Genomic DNA, 18,162 nt, shown 5'->3' with positions numbered 1-18,162 from the left:
ACTATCCAAAACAGGTCGGTTTTTCTAAATACTTATTTTACCCCTAATTTCAACTCACCATTGTCAATTGAAATTACAACCGTCTCGTTTTCTTGTACCTTTCTTGCGATTATTTTCCTTGCCAGTTCCGTCTCAACCGTACGTTGAATAAATCGTTTCAATGGTCTTGCACCGAAAACCGGGTCAAATCCGTTTTCAGCGATATATTCCTTCGCTTCATCTGAAATTTCCAGCTTAATTTGTTGATCTTTCAATCTTTCCTGCAGTTCGCTAAGTAATTTGGTAACAATCCCTTTAATATTATCCAATGTTAAAGGTTTAAATAAAATAATTTCATCCACACGATTTAAAAATTCCGGACGAAAATGACTGCGCAACTGCTCCATAACCAGTTCACGAGCTTCTGAACGAATTTCGTCCGTTGCTTGTTCTCGCTCCAGTAAAAATTGTGATCCCAGATTTGAGGTCATAATAACCACGGTATTTTTAAAATCAACGGTACGACCTTGAGAATCAGTAATCCGACCATCGTCGAGCATTTGCAATAATATATTGAACACTTCCGGATGTGCTTTTTCAATTTCGTCAAATAATACAACCGAATAAGGATTTCTTCTTACTGCTTCGGTTAATTGACCACCTTGTTCATAACCGACATATCCGGGCGGCGCACCAATTAATCTTGAAACGGTATGCTTTTCCATATATTCGGACATATCGATGCGGATGATATGCTCTTCGCTATCGAATAAATGTTGGGCAAGTGCCTTGGCAAGTTCCGTTTTCCCGACACCGGTGGGACCAAGGAACATAAAGGATCCAATCGGCCGATTCGGATCTTTAATGCCGGCTCTTGCCCGAAGTATCGCATCGGACACAAGCCGAACAGCCTCATCTTGTCCGATGACTCGTTCATGTAAAATCGATTCCAGTCGCAATAATTTTTCCCGTTCACTTTCAACGAGTTTTGTCACAGGAATACCTGTCCAGCGGGCAACAATTTCGGCGATCTCTTCATCGGTCACTTCTTCACGCAACAATCGATTTTCTGCATGTTCATGGACTTTTTCCTCCAATTCCCGCAATTCTTTTTCTAATGCAGGAATCCGACCGTGTCTTAGTTCAGCAGCTTTATTCAAATCATACTCATTTTCCGCCTTTTCCAGTTCCCAACGTAGTTTTTCCAGTTGTTCCCGTTTATCCTGAACCATCTGAATGCCTTCTTTTTCCAACTGCCATTTCGCTTTCATTTCATTGGCTTGATCGCGAAGTTCCGCCAGTTCTTTTTTCAAAACATCGAGGCGGCTCATACTCACCGGATCATCTTCTTTGGAAAGGGCCGCTTCTTCAATTTCGAGCTGCATGACTCGCCTCGTCACTTCATCTAATTCTTGCGGCATCGAGTCAATTTCAGTCCGGATCATCGCACAAGCTTCGTCGATTAAGTCGATCGCTTTATCCGGCAGAAACCGATCGGTAATATAACGGTTAGATAAGGTTGCTGCCGCGACCAGTGCGCGGTCATGGATTTTAACGCCGTGATGAATTTCATATCGTTCTTTCAAGCCACGTAAAATTGAGATGGTGTCTTCAACATCCGGTTCTTGGACGATAACCGGTTGAAAACGTCGCTCTAATGCCGGGTCTTTTTCAATATATTGTCGATGTTCATCTAATGTTGTTGCCCCGATACAATGCAATTCCCCTCGGGCAAGCATCGGTTTTAACATATTTCCCGCATCCATGGCACTATCTGTCTTTCCGGCACCGACGATAGTATGCAATTCATCGATAAACAAGATGATTTTTCCTTCACTTTTCTTAATTTCGTTCAAAACAGCTTTTAACCGTTCTTCAAATTCACCACGAAATTTTGCCCCGGCAACAAGCGCACTCATATCAAGGGAAAAAATCGTTTTATCCTTTAAACCCTCAGGGACATCACGACGAACAATTCTTTGAGCCAAACCTTCAACAATGGCTGTTTTCCCGACACCGGGTTCACCGATTAATACCGGGTTATTTTTCGTTTTCCGTGACAAAATACGAATTACTTGCCGTATTTCATTATCGCGACCTATAACCGGATCGACCTTTCCGGATCGGACCTCAGCAACTAAGTCTCGACCATATTTTTCCAAAACATTGTATGTACTTTCCGGATTTGGTGATGTCACTCTTTGATTCCCCCTTATTTCTCTTATAGCTTCTAATACTTTTTGCAAGGTGATCCCCTGATTTTTTAAGAGTTTCCCGACATCAGTCTCCAAAGTTACAGAAGCAATAAGAATATGTTCAACTGATAAATACTCATCTTTAAAGGTGGTCATTGTTTTTTCAGCTTCGGTAAAAACACGCTGTAATTGGTTGGAAATATATATGTTTCCTTGTTCCACACCGCTGCCGGTGACAACAGGTTTTTTCTTTGCTAAAGCTTCTAATCCCTGTTTGAATAGGTTACTATTTGCATGCAATTTTTCGAGAATAGCGGTGACAAGATTGTCTGTGTCTTGCATGAACGCAAGATACAGGTGGACTTCATCGATTTCTTGATGATGCCGATTACTAGCAATGGTTTGTGCATGGAAGATTCCCGACTGCATCCGTTCCGTCATACGATTGACATCCATATAAACCGCTCCTTTGACCTTTTTTGACCTTAGTTCAATTATAAAAGATTATCGTTGAAAAAGCAAAATGAGCTGAAATACACTGGAGTGGGAAAAGGGTATTTATTTATCTTCAAAAATGGACAAAAAATCATCACATCTATATTTCTTGTTTTCTCCCATAAACATGATTAGTATTATATTCAGATAAAATAGAAAGGAATTATAAAATGAATAAACGGATTTACTTTTTGATGATTATTGCTTTTGTGGTTGGGATGGTTGAACTAATCATAAGTGGTATTCTTGATCTTATAGCAGCAGACTTAGATGTAAGCCTCAGTCAGGCCGGTTATTTGATTACCATTTTTGCTCTCATTTTTGCATTACTTTCACCGGTGTTATTAATTTTGACAGCAAATATCGAGAGGAAACGGTTAATGCTGATTTGTCTTTGGATTTTTCTCTTCGGTAATATAATAACAATTTTCAGTCCAACTTATGCAATCGTGTTCGTCGGTCGTATCATCAGTGCCACCAGTGGGGCATTATTAACGATCCTTTGTCTTGTGATGGCGCCGAATATGGTTGAACCGCAATACCGGGGGAGAGCAATTGGTGTCATCTCGATGGGGGTAAGTGGGGCATTGGTGCTTGGTATTCCAATTGGTTTAGTGTTAGGGAATTCTTTCGGATGGCGAGCTCCATTTGTTATGATTGCCGTTTTGACGTTTTTTTCAATTATCGGTGTTTATTTATGGATGAGTCGGATTGAGCCGGAGTCACAAGTCCCGCTCCATATCCAATTAGCCAGTCTAAAAAGCAGAAAAGTTCTCTTTGCCCTATTAACGACCTTTTTATATATGGCCGGACATACAGTTTTATATGGTTATTTCAAACCTTTTTTGCAAGAAACTATGGGGCTTGATGGAACATGGATTAGTATTATCTACTTTATTTTTGGCATTTCAGCGGTCAGCGGCGGGGGAATTGGCGGAGCGTTAGCCGATTTATTCGGTTCCAAAAAGACAATCGTCATTTCATTGATACTTTTTACCGGATTATTTTTAATCATTCCCCACACAACGGGATTAATTCCTTTATTTATTGTCGCCTCAATTGTTTGGGGAATTTTAAGCTGGGGAGTTTCACCGGCTATGCAAAGTTACTTGATTGAGTCATCACCAAAAACGGCATCCATTCAGCAAAGCTTAAATAATTCAGCCCTCCATTTAGGTGTTGCAACTGGATCATTTGTTGGCGGGATGGTGATTGAACATGCATCGATTAACGAAAATCCTTATGCGGGCAGTATTTTAATCTTATTATCTGTTTTAACAATTATTGTATCGTTTCGAGCCCGGCAAACTGTTGTCCCTGATACGGAAATGGAAGGATAAATTTAGAAAGATCTAATAGCAGGTCGGATAGACATGAATCGAAAGGAAAGACAAAGCAGTCGGACAAAATCGAATTTACGTCCTTGCTGGAAATGTATATGAAGGTATAAGATAAAGATACTGATTATAAGCGATATTAAATAAAAAGTGAAAACCATTTGTTCATGACAGGATGAGCGGGAATAAAATATTTATGAAAAGGTGAATAATGATGGGGAAAATGACGGAATGGTTGGAAATGGATGATGGGCATGAGATTTACTTAAGAAGCTGGGTGAATGAAGGGGAATCACCCAAGGCGATTGTCCAAATTTCCCACGGTATGGCTGAACATATTGCACGATATGACGATTTTGCTCAATTTCTTCTTAATAGAGGGATTTTCGTTTATGGAAATGATCATCGCGGTCATGGACATACAGGTGAAAAAGCCGGCGTTTTTGGTTATTTTGCTCAAAAGGATGGATTTGACCGGGTAGTCGATGATCTTCATGCAGTTACGAATCATATTAAGAAACTCTATCCTGATAAACCAATCATCTTGTTCGGACACAGTTTGGGATCGTTTCTGTCACGGAGATATATTCAGAAATATTCGAGTGATATCACCGGGGTCATTTTATCTGGTACCGGTGGAAATCCAGGGGTTGCGGCTGCTATCGGTAAACTTGTGGCGAAAAGGGAGATACGAAAATTCGGGAAAACCGCTCCCAGCCATGTAATGAACCGGATTATATTTGGTTCGTACAATAAAGGATTGGACCATGTTAAAAATAAGTTTTCTTGGTTATCCAGGGATGAATCCGTCGTTCACGCTTATCTTCAAGACCCGTATTGCGGTTTTGTCTGCTCAGGAACTTTTTTCTATGATTTATTAACCGGATTACAGCTTATTCACCAAGATGCTCTTATCCAACAAATCAGAAAAGATTTACCGATTTTCTTTATTAGTGGCGATCGTGACCCGGTTGGTACCTATGCTAAAGGTGTCAAAAAAGCGATAAAACAACTTGAAAAAAATGGGTTACATAAAATCGATTACCGATTTTATCAAGATGCCCGGCATGAAGTATTAAATGAAATCAATAAAGAGGAAGTTTACGAAGATATTATTCAGTGGATTGAACGAACATTGAATACAGTAGAAGGGTAAGAGGCCGAGTTAGTCCCGGTCTCTTATTTAATTTGTTCAAGTAGTTCTTGATCTTGCCAAGCTTTGCACACATCAATCCAACTTTTTGCATTAGAAAACTTTTCCAATTCTTCACAAGTGAGCTCAATGGCGGAATTGGTACTGCCACATGCTGGAAAAACGGTTTCGAACCGTTTTAATGAGATGTCTAAATAAACACCGAGGTCGTTAGCCAATCCAAACGGACAAACACCACCAATCACGTGTCCGGTTTGTTCAACGACTTCCTCGGCACTGAGCATCCGTGCTTTAAACCCAAAAAAATGTCTGAACTTTTGATTATCAATTTTGGCATCACCGGCTGTAACGACAAGGATTGCCTGATTGTTATCCCCACGGAACGATAGAGTCTTTGCAATTCTGGCAGGAATAACACCAATTGTTTCTGCCGCCTGTTCAACGGTTGCACTGGATGTATCAAATTCCATAATATCTTTGTCACGGTTCCACTGTTTAAAATGTTCTTTTACACTTGCAAGAGACATAACGCCACCCCATCATTATTTTTTAATCATTATCATAGCATAAAGTTCCAAAAAATTGTAATTTTTGAAGTTGGGGAAACAATGCCTTGCCAAATGGATCAAGGAAGGGATGTAAATTGTTCGATTAAAAAGAGCCCAACGCTTTTTTTCGTTAAGTGCCGGGCTCCTTCTACATTTTAAGATGTCTTGAATAAGTACAATAAGCGTAAATCCGTAAACCTGTTTCCGTGATCAAGTAGACAAGTGCAATATATTTGATAAAACTCTTGGTAAAGAGGAACAGAGCAACAGTCATCAGGAGTGTCAACAAGTAGCTGAGGTTTCCTGATATACCGTTCAGTGGATGGTTTGTGAAAAAGACAGACCTTGCGCCTCGCACATCTTTTCCATAGCAAAAATAATGATAAGGTTTCACACGGAAAAAGATGCTTGCTGTGACCAAGTCTTCTTTTTCCTCAATAACTTTATGGCATTGTTCACAAATAATCGGCCTGGACATATATATCCCTCGATTCTTGAGTTGTTCAAGTGGTTTTATCCGATTTTTGTCCCGTTCGCAACCGGTTCGTCAATATTTAATAAGACCACATCGTCTTCACCCGGCAAGCCGCCAAGTACTAATACCTCTGACTTGAATCCGGCAATGCGTCGGGGAGGGAAGTTAATGACGGCAATCACTTGTCGACCGACCAGTTTTTCCGGTGTATATCGCTTCGTTATTTGTGCGGAAGATTGTTTGATTCCGACTTCACCAAAATCAATTTGCAATTTAATCGCCGGTTTTCTAGCTTCCGGGAATGGTTCAGAGAAGATTACCGTTCCTACTCGGATATCTAATTTATCAAAGTCCTCAATGGTTGCCATGATTCCTACCTCCTTAGTACTCTAACTTATAAATTACTATAAATTGGCAAATGGTGCAAAGAAAGTCACATATACTTTTATGTTTTTAGCAAAAATTGGTTTATTCCACACAAGATTTTTGCAGATAGATGGGGATAAAAACTTATTTATTGAAAAAACTTTGGAAAATTAGTAAAATGGAAAAAACAATATCGAAACTTTTCATCGGCTACCCGTATTCACTTTAAAAATATTCAGTTTCCAAATATATTGGATTTTACTACTTACATTTGTTTTTGAAATAAGATATATTGAGTCACGTGATTATATTTTTCAGGAGGGATTAATCCAGTGTAACTATTGCCTTTTTCTTTTATCGAAAAAAAAAGAAAAGGGGTAGTTTTGATGAAAAGCAAATCATTTCGTTATTTATGGTTGGGTCAGCTTTTGGCCAATTTTGGTGATGTGTTTTATATTGTCGGATGTATTTCAATTTTATATGGGTTCACAAGTTCAGCGTTTTATTTGGCGTTATTGCCGTTTTTAAATACAATTGGTCGGTTTATTAGCAGTCTTTTGTCACCGATTCTTTTCAATAAATACCGGTTAAAAACATTGTTAGTCGGTTCACAAACAGTAAAAACGATTTTTTTGTTCGGACTGTCCTGTTTTGTCAGTTTTCAAAAGGAACAGGGAATTTGGCTGGTGCTTTTCCTTATCTTTCTAATTGCTTTTTTCGATGGGTGGGCATTGCCGGCAACGAATGCCATGCTTCCACGGTTAGTGAAAAAAGAGGAACTTGTTAAAGCCAACAGTTTTGTTGCCGTTATGAATCAAACAACGCAACTGTCAGGTTGGGCATTAGGTAGTATGTTGGTTGCCTTTTTAACAGGGAAAAATGTCATTTGGCTGACGTTTGTATTATTTGTCTTTTCCACTTTCATGATGAAAGGAATTGTAGACAATACAGCTTTCCAACCTGCTGAAAGTAGAGAAAAGAAAACAGAGGCAATGAAGGAAGGTTGGCTGATCATTTGGAATAAGCCGCTGTATCGAATCATTCATGTACAAATTATGTTTGAAGCAATTGCCGGTGTTGTCTGGGTTGCGGCGATTTTATATGTTTTTGTTAAAGAAATTTTCCATGTATCCGAAGCTTGGTGGGGATACATTAATACGATTTATTTTATTGGTTTAATTGTTGGCGGGCTGTTTTGTACGAAAGCTTCACGGTTCATTGAAGGTCGTTTGCGATTGATCCTTATATGCACATCTATTGGGGCAGCGGTTGTAACCTTTTTATTTGGCTTAAACACGTATGTTTGGTTAGCGCTGCTATTGGTTGCGCTAAGTGGCATTATCGATCAAATGAAAGACCTTTCGATGACGATTTATTTACAGAAGGAAGCAACTGTTGACGAGTTGCCAAAAATTTATGGAGCCCAGCAAACAATCATCTCACTATTTTTCGGATTATCAACACTGGTTTTTGGGGCAATTGCTGAATGGAATGTGCAATTTGCTTTTTACTTGGCCGGTGGTTTGTTGGCACTTTCATCAGTATATTTGATATTTTCTAGAAGCCGACTTAATAAAAGATATTTGGATGTCAGTTAATCGAAAGGCCGGGTACTAAAAAGTCCCCGGCCGTTTTTAATACAGCTAATCATCGAACGCTTTCTTTTAAAAAATAGGTATAACTTCATGAGAGCAATGATTATTAATATAAACATTGAAATATTTAATAAAACTGATTTAATTGAGTAACTTAAAAAGGTTGTATTGGTAACGATTGCACCCCATTACACAAGCTAAAGCTACTAGATAAGTAATTTTATTTCTCATTTTTACAACCCTCCAAACATAGGAAGGTTATTTTATTGAATGATTTTCTGCAATAATTGTATTCCACTGCATACAATCGAACTTTTTTCATTCTTCATTGAAATTCACACCTTTCTCCATCTATAATTATAGTAGAATTCTAAATTTATCATACATATTTTAATAATTGAGGTAAAACACATGGATACACATTTGTTTCTTTTTGGCGGGGGATTACCGTTTACAGACGGGTTCGCTAGTAAGTTTGCAAAAATTTCATTAACGCTTGGTGGTCCGGTTTCAATTTTATTTATTGACCGCCATACAGACTATCAAGATTATTTGTCTCTAATTACAAAGCCATTACAGGAAAATGGCCTGAACCATTTTCTTTATCTCCCGCTTCCGACAACAACTATTGAGATTGCAAAAGAAAAGATTGAAAAAAGTGCCGGTATCATTATTTTGGGTGGGAATACAAATAAGTATGTAGATAATATAGTAGAAACAAGTCTTGCTGATCCCATACGGAATCGATTTCGCAAAGGTGTACCAGTAGCGGGATTTTCTGCCGGAGCTTTGATCAGTTTGGATCCATGCATTATTTCCCCAAAAGACAATATTGAGCGGGTATTTCAAATGAGACCGGGTCTTGGGTTGGTAACGGATGTTCAGATTGCGGTTCATTTTAGTGAATGGGATGATAAAGACCACTTATATGAGGTTGGCAAACGATACCCGGACAAAGAAAACTACGGCATTGATGAAAACACAGGACTTTATCTAAAAAACGGACAGGTGGAACGTATGGAAGGGAAAGGGGTTTTCCGTATTATTGGCGGGGAATTGGTGAAGTGTCTATAAATAAGTTTATAATAATATGATTATGTAAACTAAATAATTTAAAGGATGATACGATGAAACACGCATTAATTATCGGCGGGACAGGTATGCTTGCCGGTGTTACGATATGGTTAAATGAAACTGGATATTTTACAACGGTTTTGGCACGAAATCAGGAAGGATTTAGTCAACTGGTAAAACAATTACCAAGTCGCCATCAATTTATTTCATTGGATTATAAAAATACCGGTGACTTAAAGAATAAACTTTGGGACACCATCAACAATAACGGAAAAATCGATCTCGTTATCGCTTGGATTCATTTAGATGCACCAGAGGCAATACCTACCATTTTATCTGTAATTGCCCAAAATCAAAAAGAAAACTTTCAATTTTTTCATATTAAAGGAAGCAGCTATCGCTTAAAAATTGGGAGTAATCCATTCCATTTACCCGAAAATTGTGTATACCATGATGTACAGTTGGGGTTTAAGTTAGAGGGGAATCGCGCGAGATGGTTAACCCATGAGGAAATTTGTGCCGGTGTCATTACCGCAATTCAAACAGGAAAAGACCATACCATTGTCGGCCAACTTGAACCTTGGGAAATGCGACCGTAAAATTTTTTTGAGGTGATGATGATTTGAAAAGCAGAAATTACTGATGCAAAAGCAATTGCAAAGGTGCAAGTGACACATGGACAACAACCGATCGGAATATTGTACCTGAAGACTATTTAAAGCAAATGTCCGATGATGACAGGGAGGAGATGTGGAAAACGATCCTTTCGAGTGGTTCCGCTTATGATGCAGAAAATGAAAACGGGGAAATTATTGGCTTTTCCAGGATTTTAAAAGCTGAAATAATCTAAACAAGGAGATTTTGGTAATGCACGGATTTTCCTTTTTTGATTCACTTTATCAAATATTAGTTATAGGTATCATGATACTTATCATCATTCTCATCATTAATTTCACTTTATATCAAAAGCGAAAAAGAGAAACGTTCGAAAAACAATTGGAATCAATTGAAAAGAAATTGGATATGATGATTGAACGAATGAAAAAGGATTCGTAAAAGGAGGTGCATCTGATTGAATGAAAAACTGGAACAATTGATCATAGACTTTTTACAAGAAAAACTTTCACCTTACTTAGTTGTTCTGTTTGGCTCTACCGTAAAAGGGACATTGCGAAATGATAGCGATCTTGACATTGCTTTTCTTGCCGAGCAAAATCATAACGCTTATGAAATTTTTCTGATTGCACAAGAGTTTGCGTCACACATAAACCGTGATGTTGATTTGGTTGATTTAAATCAAGCAAGTACCGTATTTCAGGCTCAAATCGTCAGTACAGGAAAAGTAATTTACTGTTCAGATGAAACGAAAAGAGCACATTTTTATATGAAAACGTTGAAAATGTATGCAAAATTGAACGAGGAACGTGCACCAATTTTACTTAAAGTGCAGGAAAGCGGGAGAATTTATGGAAAGTGATGTTGTACTGAATAAGATTCATATTATAGAGCGGTGTTTAAATCGAATACATGAAGAATACGCCAATAATCCGGAAAACTTAGTGAATTTTACGAAGCAAGATTCGATTATTTTAAATTTGCAGCGGGCCTGTGAAGCAAGTATTGATCTAGCGATGCATGTGGTTGCAGAGAAAAAACTCGGTCTTCCACAAACGTCACGTGATGCATTTCTTTTACTGGAAACAGAAGGAATTATCCCTGTATCACTTTCTAAAAGGATGCAACGAATGGTTGGATTCAAAAATATCGCCGTTCATGATTATCAAGAAATCAATCTATCCATCTTACAAAAAATTATTGAAAACCATCTCGATGACTTTTTGCAATTTACCAAAGCAATCATTCGCATATAGTTGATCATAAAAACATTATGTAAACTAGATACAAAAAGGAAGGTCGCTATGAAACTCACGTCGGACTATCAATATGTTAAAAGCATCTATTTAAATAGAGAAAAAGTATACTCCTTTGATACGTTTCCGCTTAACTTGCCGGTCATCCGCAATTTGGGGACACTCCATTTCCATCCGAACGTGACCTATATTGTCGGCGAAAACGGGATGGGGAAGTCGACGTTATTAGAAGGAATCGCCGTTAGTCTCGGATTCAATCCTGAAGGTGGAACGTTAAATTTTCATTTTTCCAGTTACGATTCTCATTCGAATTTACATGAGTTTTTAAGGGTGGCAAAAGGACCATACAAACCCCATGATCATTTTTTCCTCCGTGCCGAAACGTTTTATAACCTAGCTACCAATATCGAGGAAATGGACCGTGAACTGTTGGGGGGAAGGAAGATTGTCGAGTCTTTCGGGGGAAAATCATTGCACGAACAATCTCACGGTGAATCATTTTTTGCAGCGTTCATCCATCGCTTTCAAGGCAACGGTTTATATATTCTGGATGAACCGGAAGCGGCTTTGTCACCACTTAGACAACTTTCTATGCTTACCCGGATTCATGAATTAGTAGAAAGCGGATCTCAATTTATTATTTCGACTCATTCACCAATTATTATGGCGTATCCTGATGCAAAAATCCTCCAATTGACAGAAGAAGGGTTGAATGAAGTTCAGTTGGAGGAAACAGCGCATTATCAGCTCATGAAACAATTTTTTGATGATAAAGGTCGACTCCTCCATCATTTATTAAAATCATAGTTTGAGGAGAAGGATATATGATATGGAAATAAAAGAACTGAAATCAAAGGATGAAATTATAAAAGCATTTCCGGTAATGAAACAACTAAGAACCCATTTAGATGAAGAAACGTATCTTGACTTAGTATTTGAAGCAAGGGAGAAGGATCACTACCGACTGTTTGCCCTTTATGATCAGGGTGACATTGTTGCGGTGACTGGTTTTAAGCCAATGATTACCCTCTATTACGGGCGATTTGTTTGGGTTTGTGATTTAGTAACAGATTCCGTCAAACGTTCGATGGGTTACGGAGAAGAATTATTAAATTTTGTTCATGATTGGGCGAGAACGAATGGATATTCATCAGTTGCTCTTTCATCCGGCCTCATGCGATTAAACGCCCACCGATTTTATACCGACAAAATGAACTATGACAAAGTAAGTTTCGTATTCAAGCATAACCTGGATTAGGAGGAATTTCGATGGCAGAAATTATCCAACAAAAATTTGTTCTGAAGAAGGGGGAAACACTTATCGTCCGAACCGCCCTACCTAGTGATGCCAAAAATATCATTCAATACGTTCGAACGATCTTCCGTGAATCCCCTTTTATGTTAACAACCGAGCCAGAATTCACGATGACCGTTGAAAAAGAAAAACAATTTTTACAAGATTGTTTAAAAAGTGAAGGGAAGTTGGCGCTTGTTGCGGAGGTGGACAATAGAATAATCGGATTTCTCAACTTTCAAAACGGCAATAAAAGGAAAATACGCCATACCGGTGAATTCGGTATGTCAGTTGCACAAGAATATCGAAATTTGGGTGTAGGAAGTGCTTTATTAAAAATACTTCTTAATTGGGCCGAAGATAATCCCATTATCGAAAAAGTATATTTGGAAGTATTTGCCAAAAATACCGCTGCAATTGCTTTGTATAAAAAAATTGGCTTTATAGAAGAAGGCTGTAAAGTAAAGGGAGTAAAAATAGACCAACAAACGTATGATGATATCTTATTGATGGCACAATTTGTCGAAAAAGGAACTACATAAAGCGTTCAAATTTTTAATGAAAACGTTAACAAATTATTCACAGACTTTTTTGAAGAGGTATGCTAATATAAAAATATAAAAGAGAAACAAATTATTTTTCAACCTTGCAGGAGGCTCAACCATCCTAGTTAGTTCCGTTGAATATAAACTAGGCGTATTAAATTTCTTAAAGGGAATGAAAGTGGTAATTCCACCGATAATTTTCCTGTTAAAGAATTGAAAAAGATTTGAGTCAGCCGAGCGAAGAAAGCCGATAAAATTTGAAAGATGATCACTTTATGATTCGCTAACAATGGATAATAGGAATAATTCATGAAAAAAAGATAAGTATATTAGCTGGCATATCGATGCAATATATTTATCTGTCGTGAACCTTTATCAAAATTAGGAATCCGCTAAAGTATGAATCATCAAATTTGGAAGGCTGGACAATCAATTGGTTAAACTCTATTCAATCTTTTCAAGACAATGGTATGAATGTCAAGTAATTAAAACTATTGGAAATATTAAAATTAAATCTGGAGCTGACGAGAAGCATCCTAAAGGGTACACTTCCAAATGGCAGACCTTAATAGGCTGCAAACGAAAAGTTATATAAAAAGTGTAAACAACCCGATCCGAATCATGTGAAAGTTCACAATTAGTGGCTTTTTACAAATAGGATGTATGGTATGGTTGGGTCTCCTGTAAGGTTGAACTAAGTGGGTCGTGATAATAACCGATATCATGATCCACTTTTTATTATGCTTTTCATCCACTTTTCTAATAAAGGATATTTTTAACCAAAATTATGGGAATAATATATGAAGATTAAAAAATATAGGAGGAAAATAATGCCTAGAAAACCGACTCCAATCAATGAATTAAAAAATAAAAACTTAACTTCAGAAAATGAAACTGAGAAAAATAATGAAAATAACACAGGAGAAGAAAGTGAAGTCGAGAATTTATCGCAAATGCTTTCTTCCGTTCTATCTTATTTATCAGATGAAGAAATTGAGGAAATTGATCTTGAATATTTATTGAATCACACAAAAGGACTACGGGAATGGTGGGAGCACTACCTAGAAAACAATCGAAAACAAATCGAGAAGGAAATTAAACAGTTGTTGAGCAGTTTATCGATGAAAGATCTTGAAAATATTAAAAAAATGATTAGCGAGAAAAATCCGTAAATTAGTCATCCATATGATACCTACACAACAAACAAATGTAATGAAACCTTCATTTATTTTATCGACAAAAAATAGTCCAAACGACCAACCAATGCTGACTGCTAAAAACAAGCTTTCCTTTCATACAACGAACTGCAATCGGTGATGGTTTCTGTTCGATTAAATGATCTGTCCGAGGCCCGCTGTAATTACATCTGTCGTTTCTTCTTTTGACGAGGTATCGAATAGCGAAGTCCTTTATCGAGCACGAAATAAGGACTTCGTTATGGTTCGTGATTATTTCCTCAAACAAAGAAACTCACCCCAAAAAAATTCATGACTCCTTATGATTTCGTTTTCATCTTATGAAATAGGAATAATATATCACTTATTTCAGCCTAATTACTCATTTTTTCTATCAATTACACCCTTTTTCGACAATTTTATTCTTTCCGGATAGTTCTTTAGTCGAGTTGACTAAATTTGTATTTTTTGTAATTGTAATACTAACTGCTAATTGGCAATTGAAGGAGACTTTATGGCAAATCAATTTTTTATTGATTTCTTGATAAATACTGTCATAATTTCAGTATTTCGTAATAATCATGATGGAGGAACGTTAAAATTAGTTAAAAAAGCAAAAAGTTTCTTTTTATAGTTATGGAAGGGCATTCTTTAGCCGAATTTGAATTAAGATAGCAAGCATTAAAGGAGTCATGCCAACTTAAATTGCATCTTTTGATGATATTGACCCTGTGCAAATGGTTAAATTAATATTCACAAAAGGAAGAAATGAACATATAAATATGAACGATTTCCAAATTTAAAAAATATTGGTGATTCATTTAACATCTTCAAAATATGGTGTTTACGAAAATAGGTGATGAGATTAGTAAATTATGGTATCATACTAATAGGAGAAGGTTTCTTAATTTTGTAAAATCAGGTAAGTTGCTTTTTTCTCGTGACAGTTTCTACAGGTGGAATGGTCGACTTGACAAATAGAAGTTTCGTAATATACTTGTATAGGGATATTTTACAACATTATTATTTAAGTAATGTTAAAGGTTTGTAGCGTTTTGTAAATTTAAAAACTGGTTACCTCACAAATTTAAAAATTAATAATTGGGTTCTTTTTCATGTACAAGCAATGAAATTTGTGTAATAATAATGGACTAGAGGTAGGTGTAATTATGAAAAACTTACTTGGAAAAAATGTTAATTTGTTCAATAAATTTATCGGTTTCTACTTCTTGGCCGTATTGATGCTTTGGATTAAAACATATATTACCCAAATGACACAATTCGACTTAGGTGTGGATGGGGCTTTACAACATTTTTTGTTATTTATTAACCCACTCGGATCTGCAATGTTATTTCTAGGGTTTGCTATGTTTTTTAAAGGTCGGAAAAGGTATACTTTGTTAGTAGTTATTTATACACTATTGAGCATTCTTTTATATGCAAATGTTGTTTATTATCGTTTCTTTAGTGATTTCATTACTTTGCCGACAATATTCCAAACACAAAATTTCGGGAATTTAGGCGGTAGTGTTATTGCTTTACTGAGACCATATGATGTTTTATTCTTTGTTGATGTTGTTGCGATTATTTATCTACGCGCATCAAAGAGAATTGTAAAGGAAACAACGGAATTCAACAGAAAAAGAGCAATTGCATTAATTTCGTTGGCTCTCGGAATATCTTGTTTGAATTTAGGTCTTTCCGAAGCAGACCGCCCGGAATTATTGACTCGTGGTTTTGACCGTAACTATATTGTGAAATATTTAGGAATGTACAATTACACGATTTATGATGCTGTAGAAAGTACAAAAGCTTCTGCACAAAGAGTACTTGCAGACAGTAACGATATTACCGAAGTGATTAACTATACAAAATCAAACTATGCTGAGCCAAATCCGGAATATTTTGGTAAGGCAAAAGGTATGAATGTTCTTTACATCCATTTAGAGTCATTCCAAAACTTTTTGATCAATTACAAATTGAATGGTGAAGAAGTCACACCGTTCTTAAATTCCTTAGTGAATGATCCAAATACACTATATTTTGATAATTTCTTCCATCAAACAGCACAAGGAAAAACATCTGATGCTGAATTTATGTTGGAAAACTCAATTTTCGGATTGCCACAAGGATCAGCCTTCATTACAAAGGGAAGAAATATGTACCAAGCTGCTCCTGCAATTTTGAAAGAATATGGTTATACATCTGCTGTGTTTCATGGTAATGGCGGCAGTTTCTGGAACCGGAATGAAATTTATAAATCGTTTGGATTCGATAAATTTTATGATGCAGATTATTACAATTTCAGTTCCGATGAAGATATGGCTGAATATGGTTTAATGGATAAACCTTTCTTTGAACAGTCAATGGATAAATTAAAAACTTTGCCAGAACCGTTTTATGCAAAGTTGATTACTGTATCAAATCATTATCCGTTTGATATGGATCAAGATTTAGCGACAATTGAAAAAGCTTCAACCGGGGACTCAACTGTGGACAATTATTTTCAAACTGCCCGTTATGCAGATGAAGCGATCGCACAATTATTTAATGATCTCAAGGAATCCGGTTTGTATGATAATACAATGATTATTTTGTATGGTGACCATTATGGAATTTCTGATAACCATAATAAAGCCATGTCACAAATCATTGGAACCGAAGTGGATAAAGTGGAAAGTGCAAACCTTCAACGAGTACCGTTATTTATCCATGTACCAGGAATGCAAGGTGGTGTCATGCAAACGTATGGTGGCCAAATCGATTTACTTCCAACAGTGTTACACTTGTTAGGAATTGATACGAAAGATTTTGTGCAATTTGGTACAGATTTATTATCTCCAAATCATAATGAAGTAGTTCCATTTAGAAACGGTGATTTTGTAAGTCCAAGCATTTATTCACTTGATGGAAAATATTATGATGCCACAACTGGTCTTCCACTCGATGACAGTCAAAAACAATTGGCTGACGAATGGAAAGAAGAAGTTGAATATAAATTGTATCTGTCAGATAAGGTGGTTAACGGCGACTTGTTGCGGTTCTATACCCCTGAAGGTTTTAAACCAGTCGATCGAACAAAATTTAATTATAGTAAAGAAAAATCGGATAAATAATAAAAACGATAAAAGAGGTCTGTATTAATTTTCGTACAGACCTCTTTTTTTGCTTATGAAAGGATGTTATAATCTTTTTACCAAGCATGATTTTTTAGGCTCATTTCTTGCATACTTTTACAGAAGTTTTCCTGACTTCTTTTGTTTTACGATTAACAGGTGGAAAGGGTGTTGCACATTGACAATTACTTATTACCATATTCACTACTATGGTCAGGTAGTTTATGAAAATGATTTATACAAACATGTTCATTTTCCGGAAATGTTAATATATTACAGCGGAAATTTTATTCAGTTTAAATCAATGCCATCATTACAAGAGTTTGCTCACGCTGCTGATTATTTACTTGAATTTCATAAGAGAAATGGACAAAACCATGTTCAGTTCTACTTCCCTCCTAATCAGAAACCTACAAAAGAGTTTATTGATTATTTTTTAAAAGAGCAATATATTTATAGTTTTACAGAGCTATATGCAATCCGCCCAAAAGAATTTAAATATAGACTATTAAATCCGGAAGTCATTGTTACTGCGGTCGATGAGAATACATTTCCTTATTATCTTGATTTGCAATTTGGTTTTGATGTAAAATTCGGTGTAGAATTTGCGAAACAAAAGGCAAAGATTCATCAAAGACATTTTGAAGACTCTTCATTCCTGCAATTATTGGCTTATTATAAAGGAGAACCGGTGGGGACAGTTGACTGTATCATTGGTGACCAAACAGTGGAGTTGGATAACTTGCAAGTAATGGAAAGATACCGAAACTTAAGTGTGGGCACTGCTTTACAAAAGTATGTTATGGATCACTTCCCGGATCATTGGGTAATTTTAATCGCAGAAGGGGAAGATACACCGAGAGAAATGTATCAAAAGCAAAATTACCAATATTACGGCTTTCGTTATGAGGCATATAAAGTATTTTATGAAAGTTAAAAGAAGG

The 18,162-nt window shown here is 36.6% G+C and carries 18 protein-coding genes; 14 read left to right on the top strand and 4 right to left on the bottom strand.

The genetic code is table 11. From position 1 onward, the window contains the following. Nucleotides 1-32 precede the first annotated feature (32 nt). Nucleotides 33-2,630, bottom strand: a complete 2,598-nt coding sequence (gene clpB, locus BT1A1_RS08860) for an ATP-dependent chaperone ClpB (protein WP_034770228.1) — start codon at nt 2,628-2,630, stop codon at nt 33-35. A gap of 209 nt (nt 2,631-2,839) precedes the next feature. Between clpB and BT1A1_RS08855 the strand changes: the two genes are divergently transcribed. Together BT1A1_RS08855 and BT1A1_RS08850 are read left to right on the top strand one after the other, a co-directional pair. After that, nucleotides 2,840-4,009, top strand: a complete 1,170-nt coding sequence (locus BT1A1_RS08855; RefSeq protein WP_034770225.1) for an MFS transporter — start codon at nt 2,840-2,842, stop codon at nt 4,007-4,009. A gap of 211 nt (nt 4,010-4,220) precedes the next feature. Further along, a complete protein-coding gene (locus tag BT1A1_RS08850) occupies nt 4,221-5,162 on the top strand; it encodes an alpha/beta hydrolase (RefSeq protein WP_034770222.1) in 942 nt (313 codons plus the stop codon). A gap of 23 nt (nt 5,163-5,185) precedes the next feature. Here the strand turns inward: BT1A1_RS08850 and BT1A1_RS08845 are convergent, their stop codons facing one another. From BT1A1_RS08845 to csaA, 3 genes are all read right to left on the bottom strand, one after another. Beyond that, nucleotides 5,186-5,686 carry a YbaK/EbsC family protein gene (locus BT1A1_RS08845; RefSeq protein WP_034770219.1) on the bottom strand — a complete coding sequence of 167 codons (501 nt, stop codon included), beginning with the start codon at nt 5,684-5,686 and terminating at the stop codon, nt 5,186-5,188. A 169-nt stretch (nt 5,687-5,855) separates the two neighbouring features. Then, complete coding sequence (locus tag BT1A1_RS08840; RefSeq protein WP_034770216.1) at nt 5,856-6,185, bottom strand: hypothetical protein; 330 nt, start codon at nt 6,183-6,185, stop codon at nt 5,856-5,858. A 35-nt stretch (nt 6,186-6,220) separates the two neighbouring features. Then, a complete protein-coding gene (gene csaA, locus BT1A1_RS08835) occupies nt 6,221-6,550 on the bottom strand; it encodes a chaperone CsaA (protein WP_034770213.1) in 330 nt (109 codons plus the stop codon). A 384-nt stretch (nt 6,551-6,934) separates the two neighbouring features. Between csaA and BT1A1_RS08830 the strand changes: the two genes are divergently transcribed. The 12 genes from BT1A1_RS08830 (at nt 6,935) to BT1A1_RS08775 (ending at nt 18,155) form a co-directional block, all read left to right on the top strand. After that, on the top strand, nt 6,935-8,146 hold the full coding sequence (locus BT1A1_RS08830) for an MFS transporter (protein WP_034770298.1): 1,212 nt from the start codon (nt 6,935-6,937) through the stop codon (nt 8,144-8,146). 408 nt (nt 8,147-8,554) lie between these two features. Continuing rightward, nucleotides 8,555-9,217 (top strand): Type 1 glutamine amidotransferase-like domain-containing protein, encoded by a 663-nt coding sequence (locus BT1A1_RS08825; protein WP_034770210.1) that lies wholly within the window; start codon nt 8,555-8,557, stop codon nt 9,215-9,217. 53 nt (nt 9,218-9,270) lie between these two features. Then, on the top strand, nt 9,271-9,816 hold the full coding sequence (locus BT1A1_RS08820) for a Rossmann-fold NAD(P)-binding domain-containing protein (RefSeq protein ID WP_034770208.1): 546 nt from the start codon (nt 9,271-9,273) through the stop codon (nt 9,814-9,816). A gap of 268 nt (nt 9,817-10,084) precedes the next feature. Beyond that, a complete protein-coding gene (locus tag BT1A1_RS08815; protein WP_034770205.1) occupies nt 10,085-10,273 on the top strand; it encodes a DUF4083 family protein in 189 nt (62 codons plus the stop codon). 16 nt (nt 10,274-10,289) lie between these two features. Then, nucleotides 10,290-10,694: a type VII toxin-antitoxin system MntA family adenylyltransferase antitoxin gene (mntA, locus tag BT1A1_RS08810; protein ID WP_034770202.1), complete on the top strand. Its 405-nt coding sequence runs from the start codon at nt 10,290-10,292 to the stop codon at nt 10,692-10,694. Beyond that, nucleotides 10,684-11,088 carry a type VII toxin-antitoxin system HepT family RNase toxin gene (gene hepT / locus BT1A1_RS08805; protein WP_034770199.1) on the top strand — a complete coding sequence of 135 codons (405 nt, stop codon included), beginning with the start codon at nt 10,684-10,686 and terminating at the stop codon, nt 11,086-11,088. Before mntA ends, hepT begins: the two co-directional genes overlap by 11 nt. Before the next feature lie 48 nt (nt 11,089-11,136). Continuing rightward, the gene (locus BT1A1_RS08800; protein ID WP_034770197.1) at nt 11,137-11,895 is read left to right on the top strand and encodes an AAA family ATPase; all 759 of its coding nucleotides are present in this window, start codon (nt 11,137-11,139) and stop codon (nt 11,893-11,895) included. A gap of 22 nt (nt 11,896-11,917) precedes the next feature. Further along, nucleotides 11,918-12,346, top strand: a complete 429-nt coding sequence (locus tag BT1A1_RS08795) for a GNAT family N-acetyltransferase (protein ID WP_034770195.1) — start codon at nt 11,918-11,920, stop codon at nt 12,344-12,346. A gap of 11 nt (nt 12,347-12,357) precedes the next feature. After that, complete coding sequence (locus BT1A1_RS08790; RefSeq protein WP_034770191.1) at nt 12,358-12,924, top strand: GNAT family N-acetyltransferase; 567 nt, start codon at nt 12,358-12,360, stop codon at nt 12,922-12,924. Nucleotides 12,925-13,757: 833 nt separating this feature from the next. Beyond that, on the top strand, nt 13,758-14,099 hold the full coding sequence (locus BT1A1_RS08785; RefSeq protein WP_034770189.1) for a hypothetical protein: 342 nt from the start codon (nt 13,758-13,760) through the stop codon (nt 14,097-14,099). 1,172 nt (nt 14,100-15,271) lie between these two features. After that, entirely contained in the window at nt 15,272-17,218 is a 1,947-nt protein-coding gene (locus BT1A1_RS08780) for a lipoteichoic acid synthase (protein WP_034770187.1), read from the top strand. A 178-nt stretch (nt 17,219-17,396) separates the two neighbouring features. Next, nucleotides 17,397-18,155 (top strand): GNAT family N-acetyltransferase, encoded by a 759-nt coding sequence (locus tag BT1A1_RS08775; protein WP_034770185.1) that lies wholly within the window; start codon nt 17,397-17,399, stop codon nt 18,153-18,155. Nucleotides 18,156-18,162: the final 7 nt, after the last annotated feature.

The organism is Caldibacillus thermoamylovorans, assembly GCF_000751775.1.
In the GTDB taxonomy this organism is placed as follows: domain Bacteria; phylum Bacillota; class Bacilli; order Bacillales; family Caldibacillaceae; genus Caldifermentibacillus; species Caldifermentibacillus hisashii.
The sequence above is the reverse complement of the archived record's forward strand: the minus strand, read 5'-3'. Positions and strand labels throughout refer to the sequence as shown.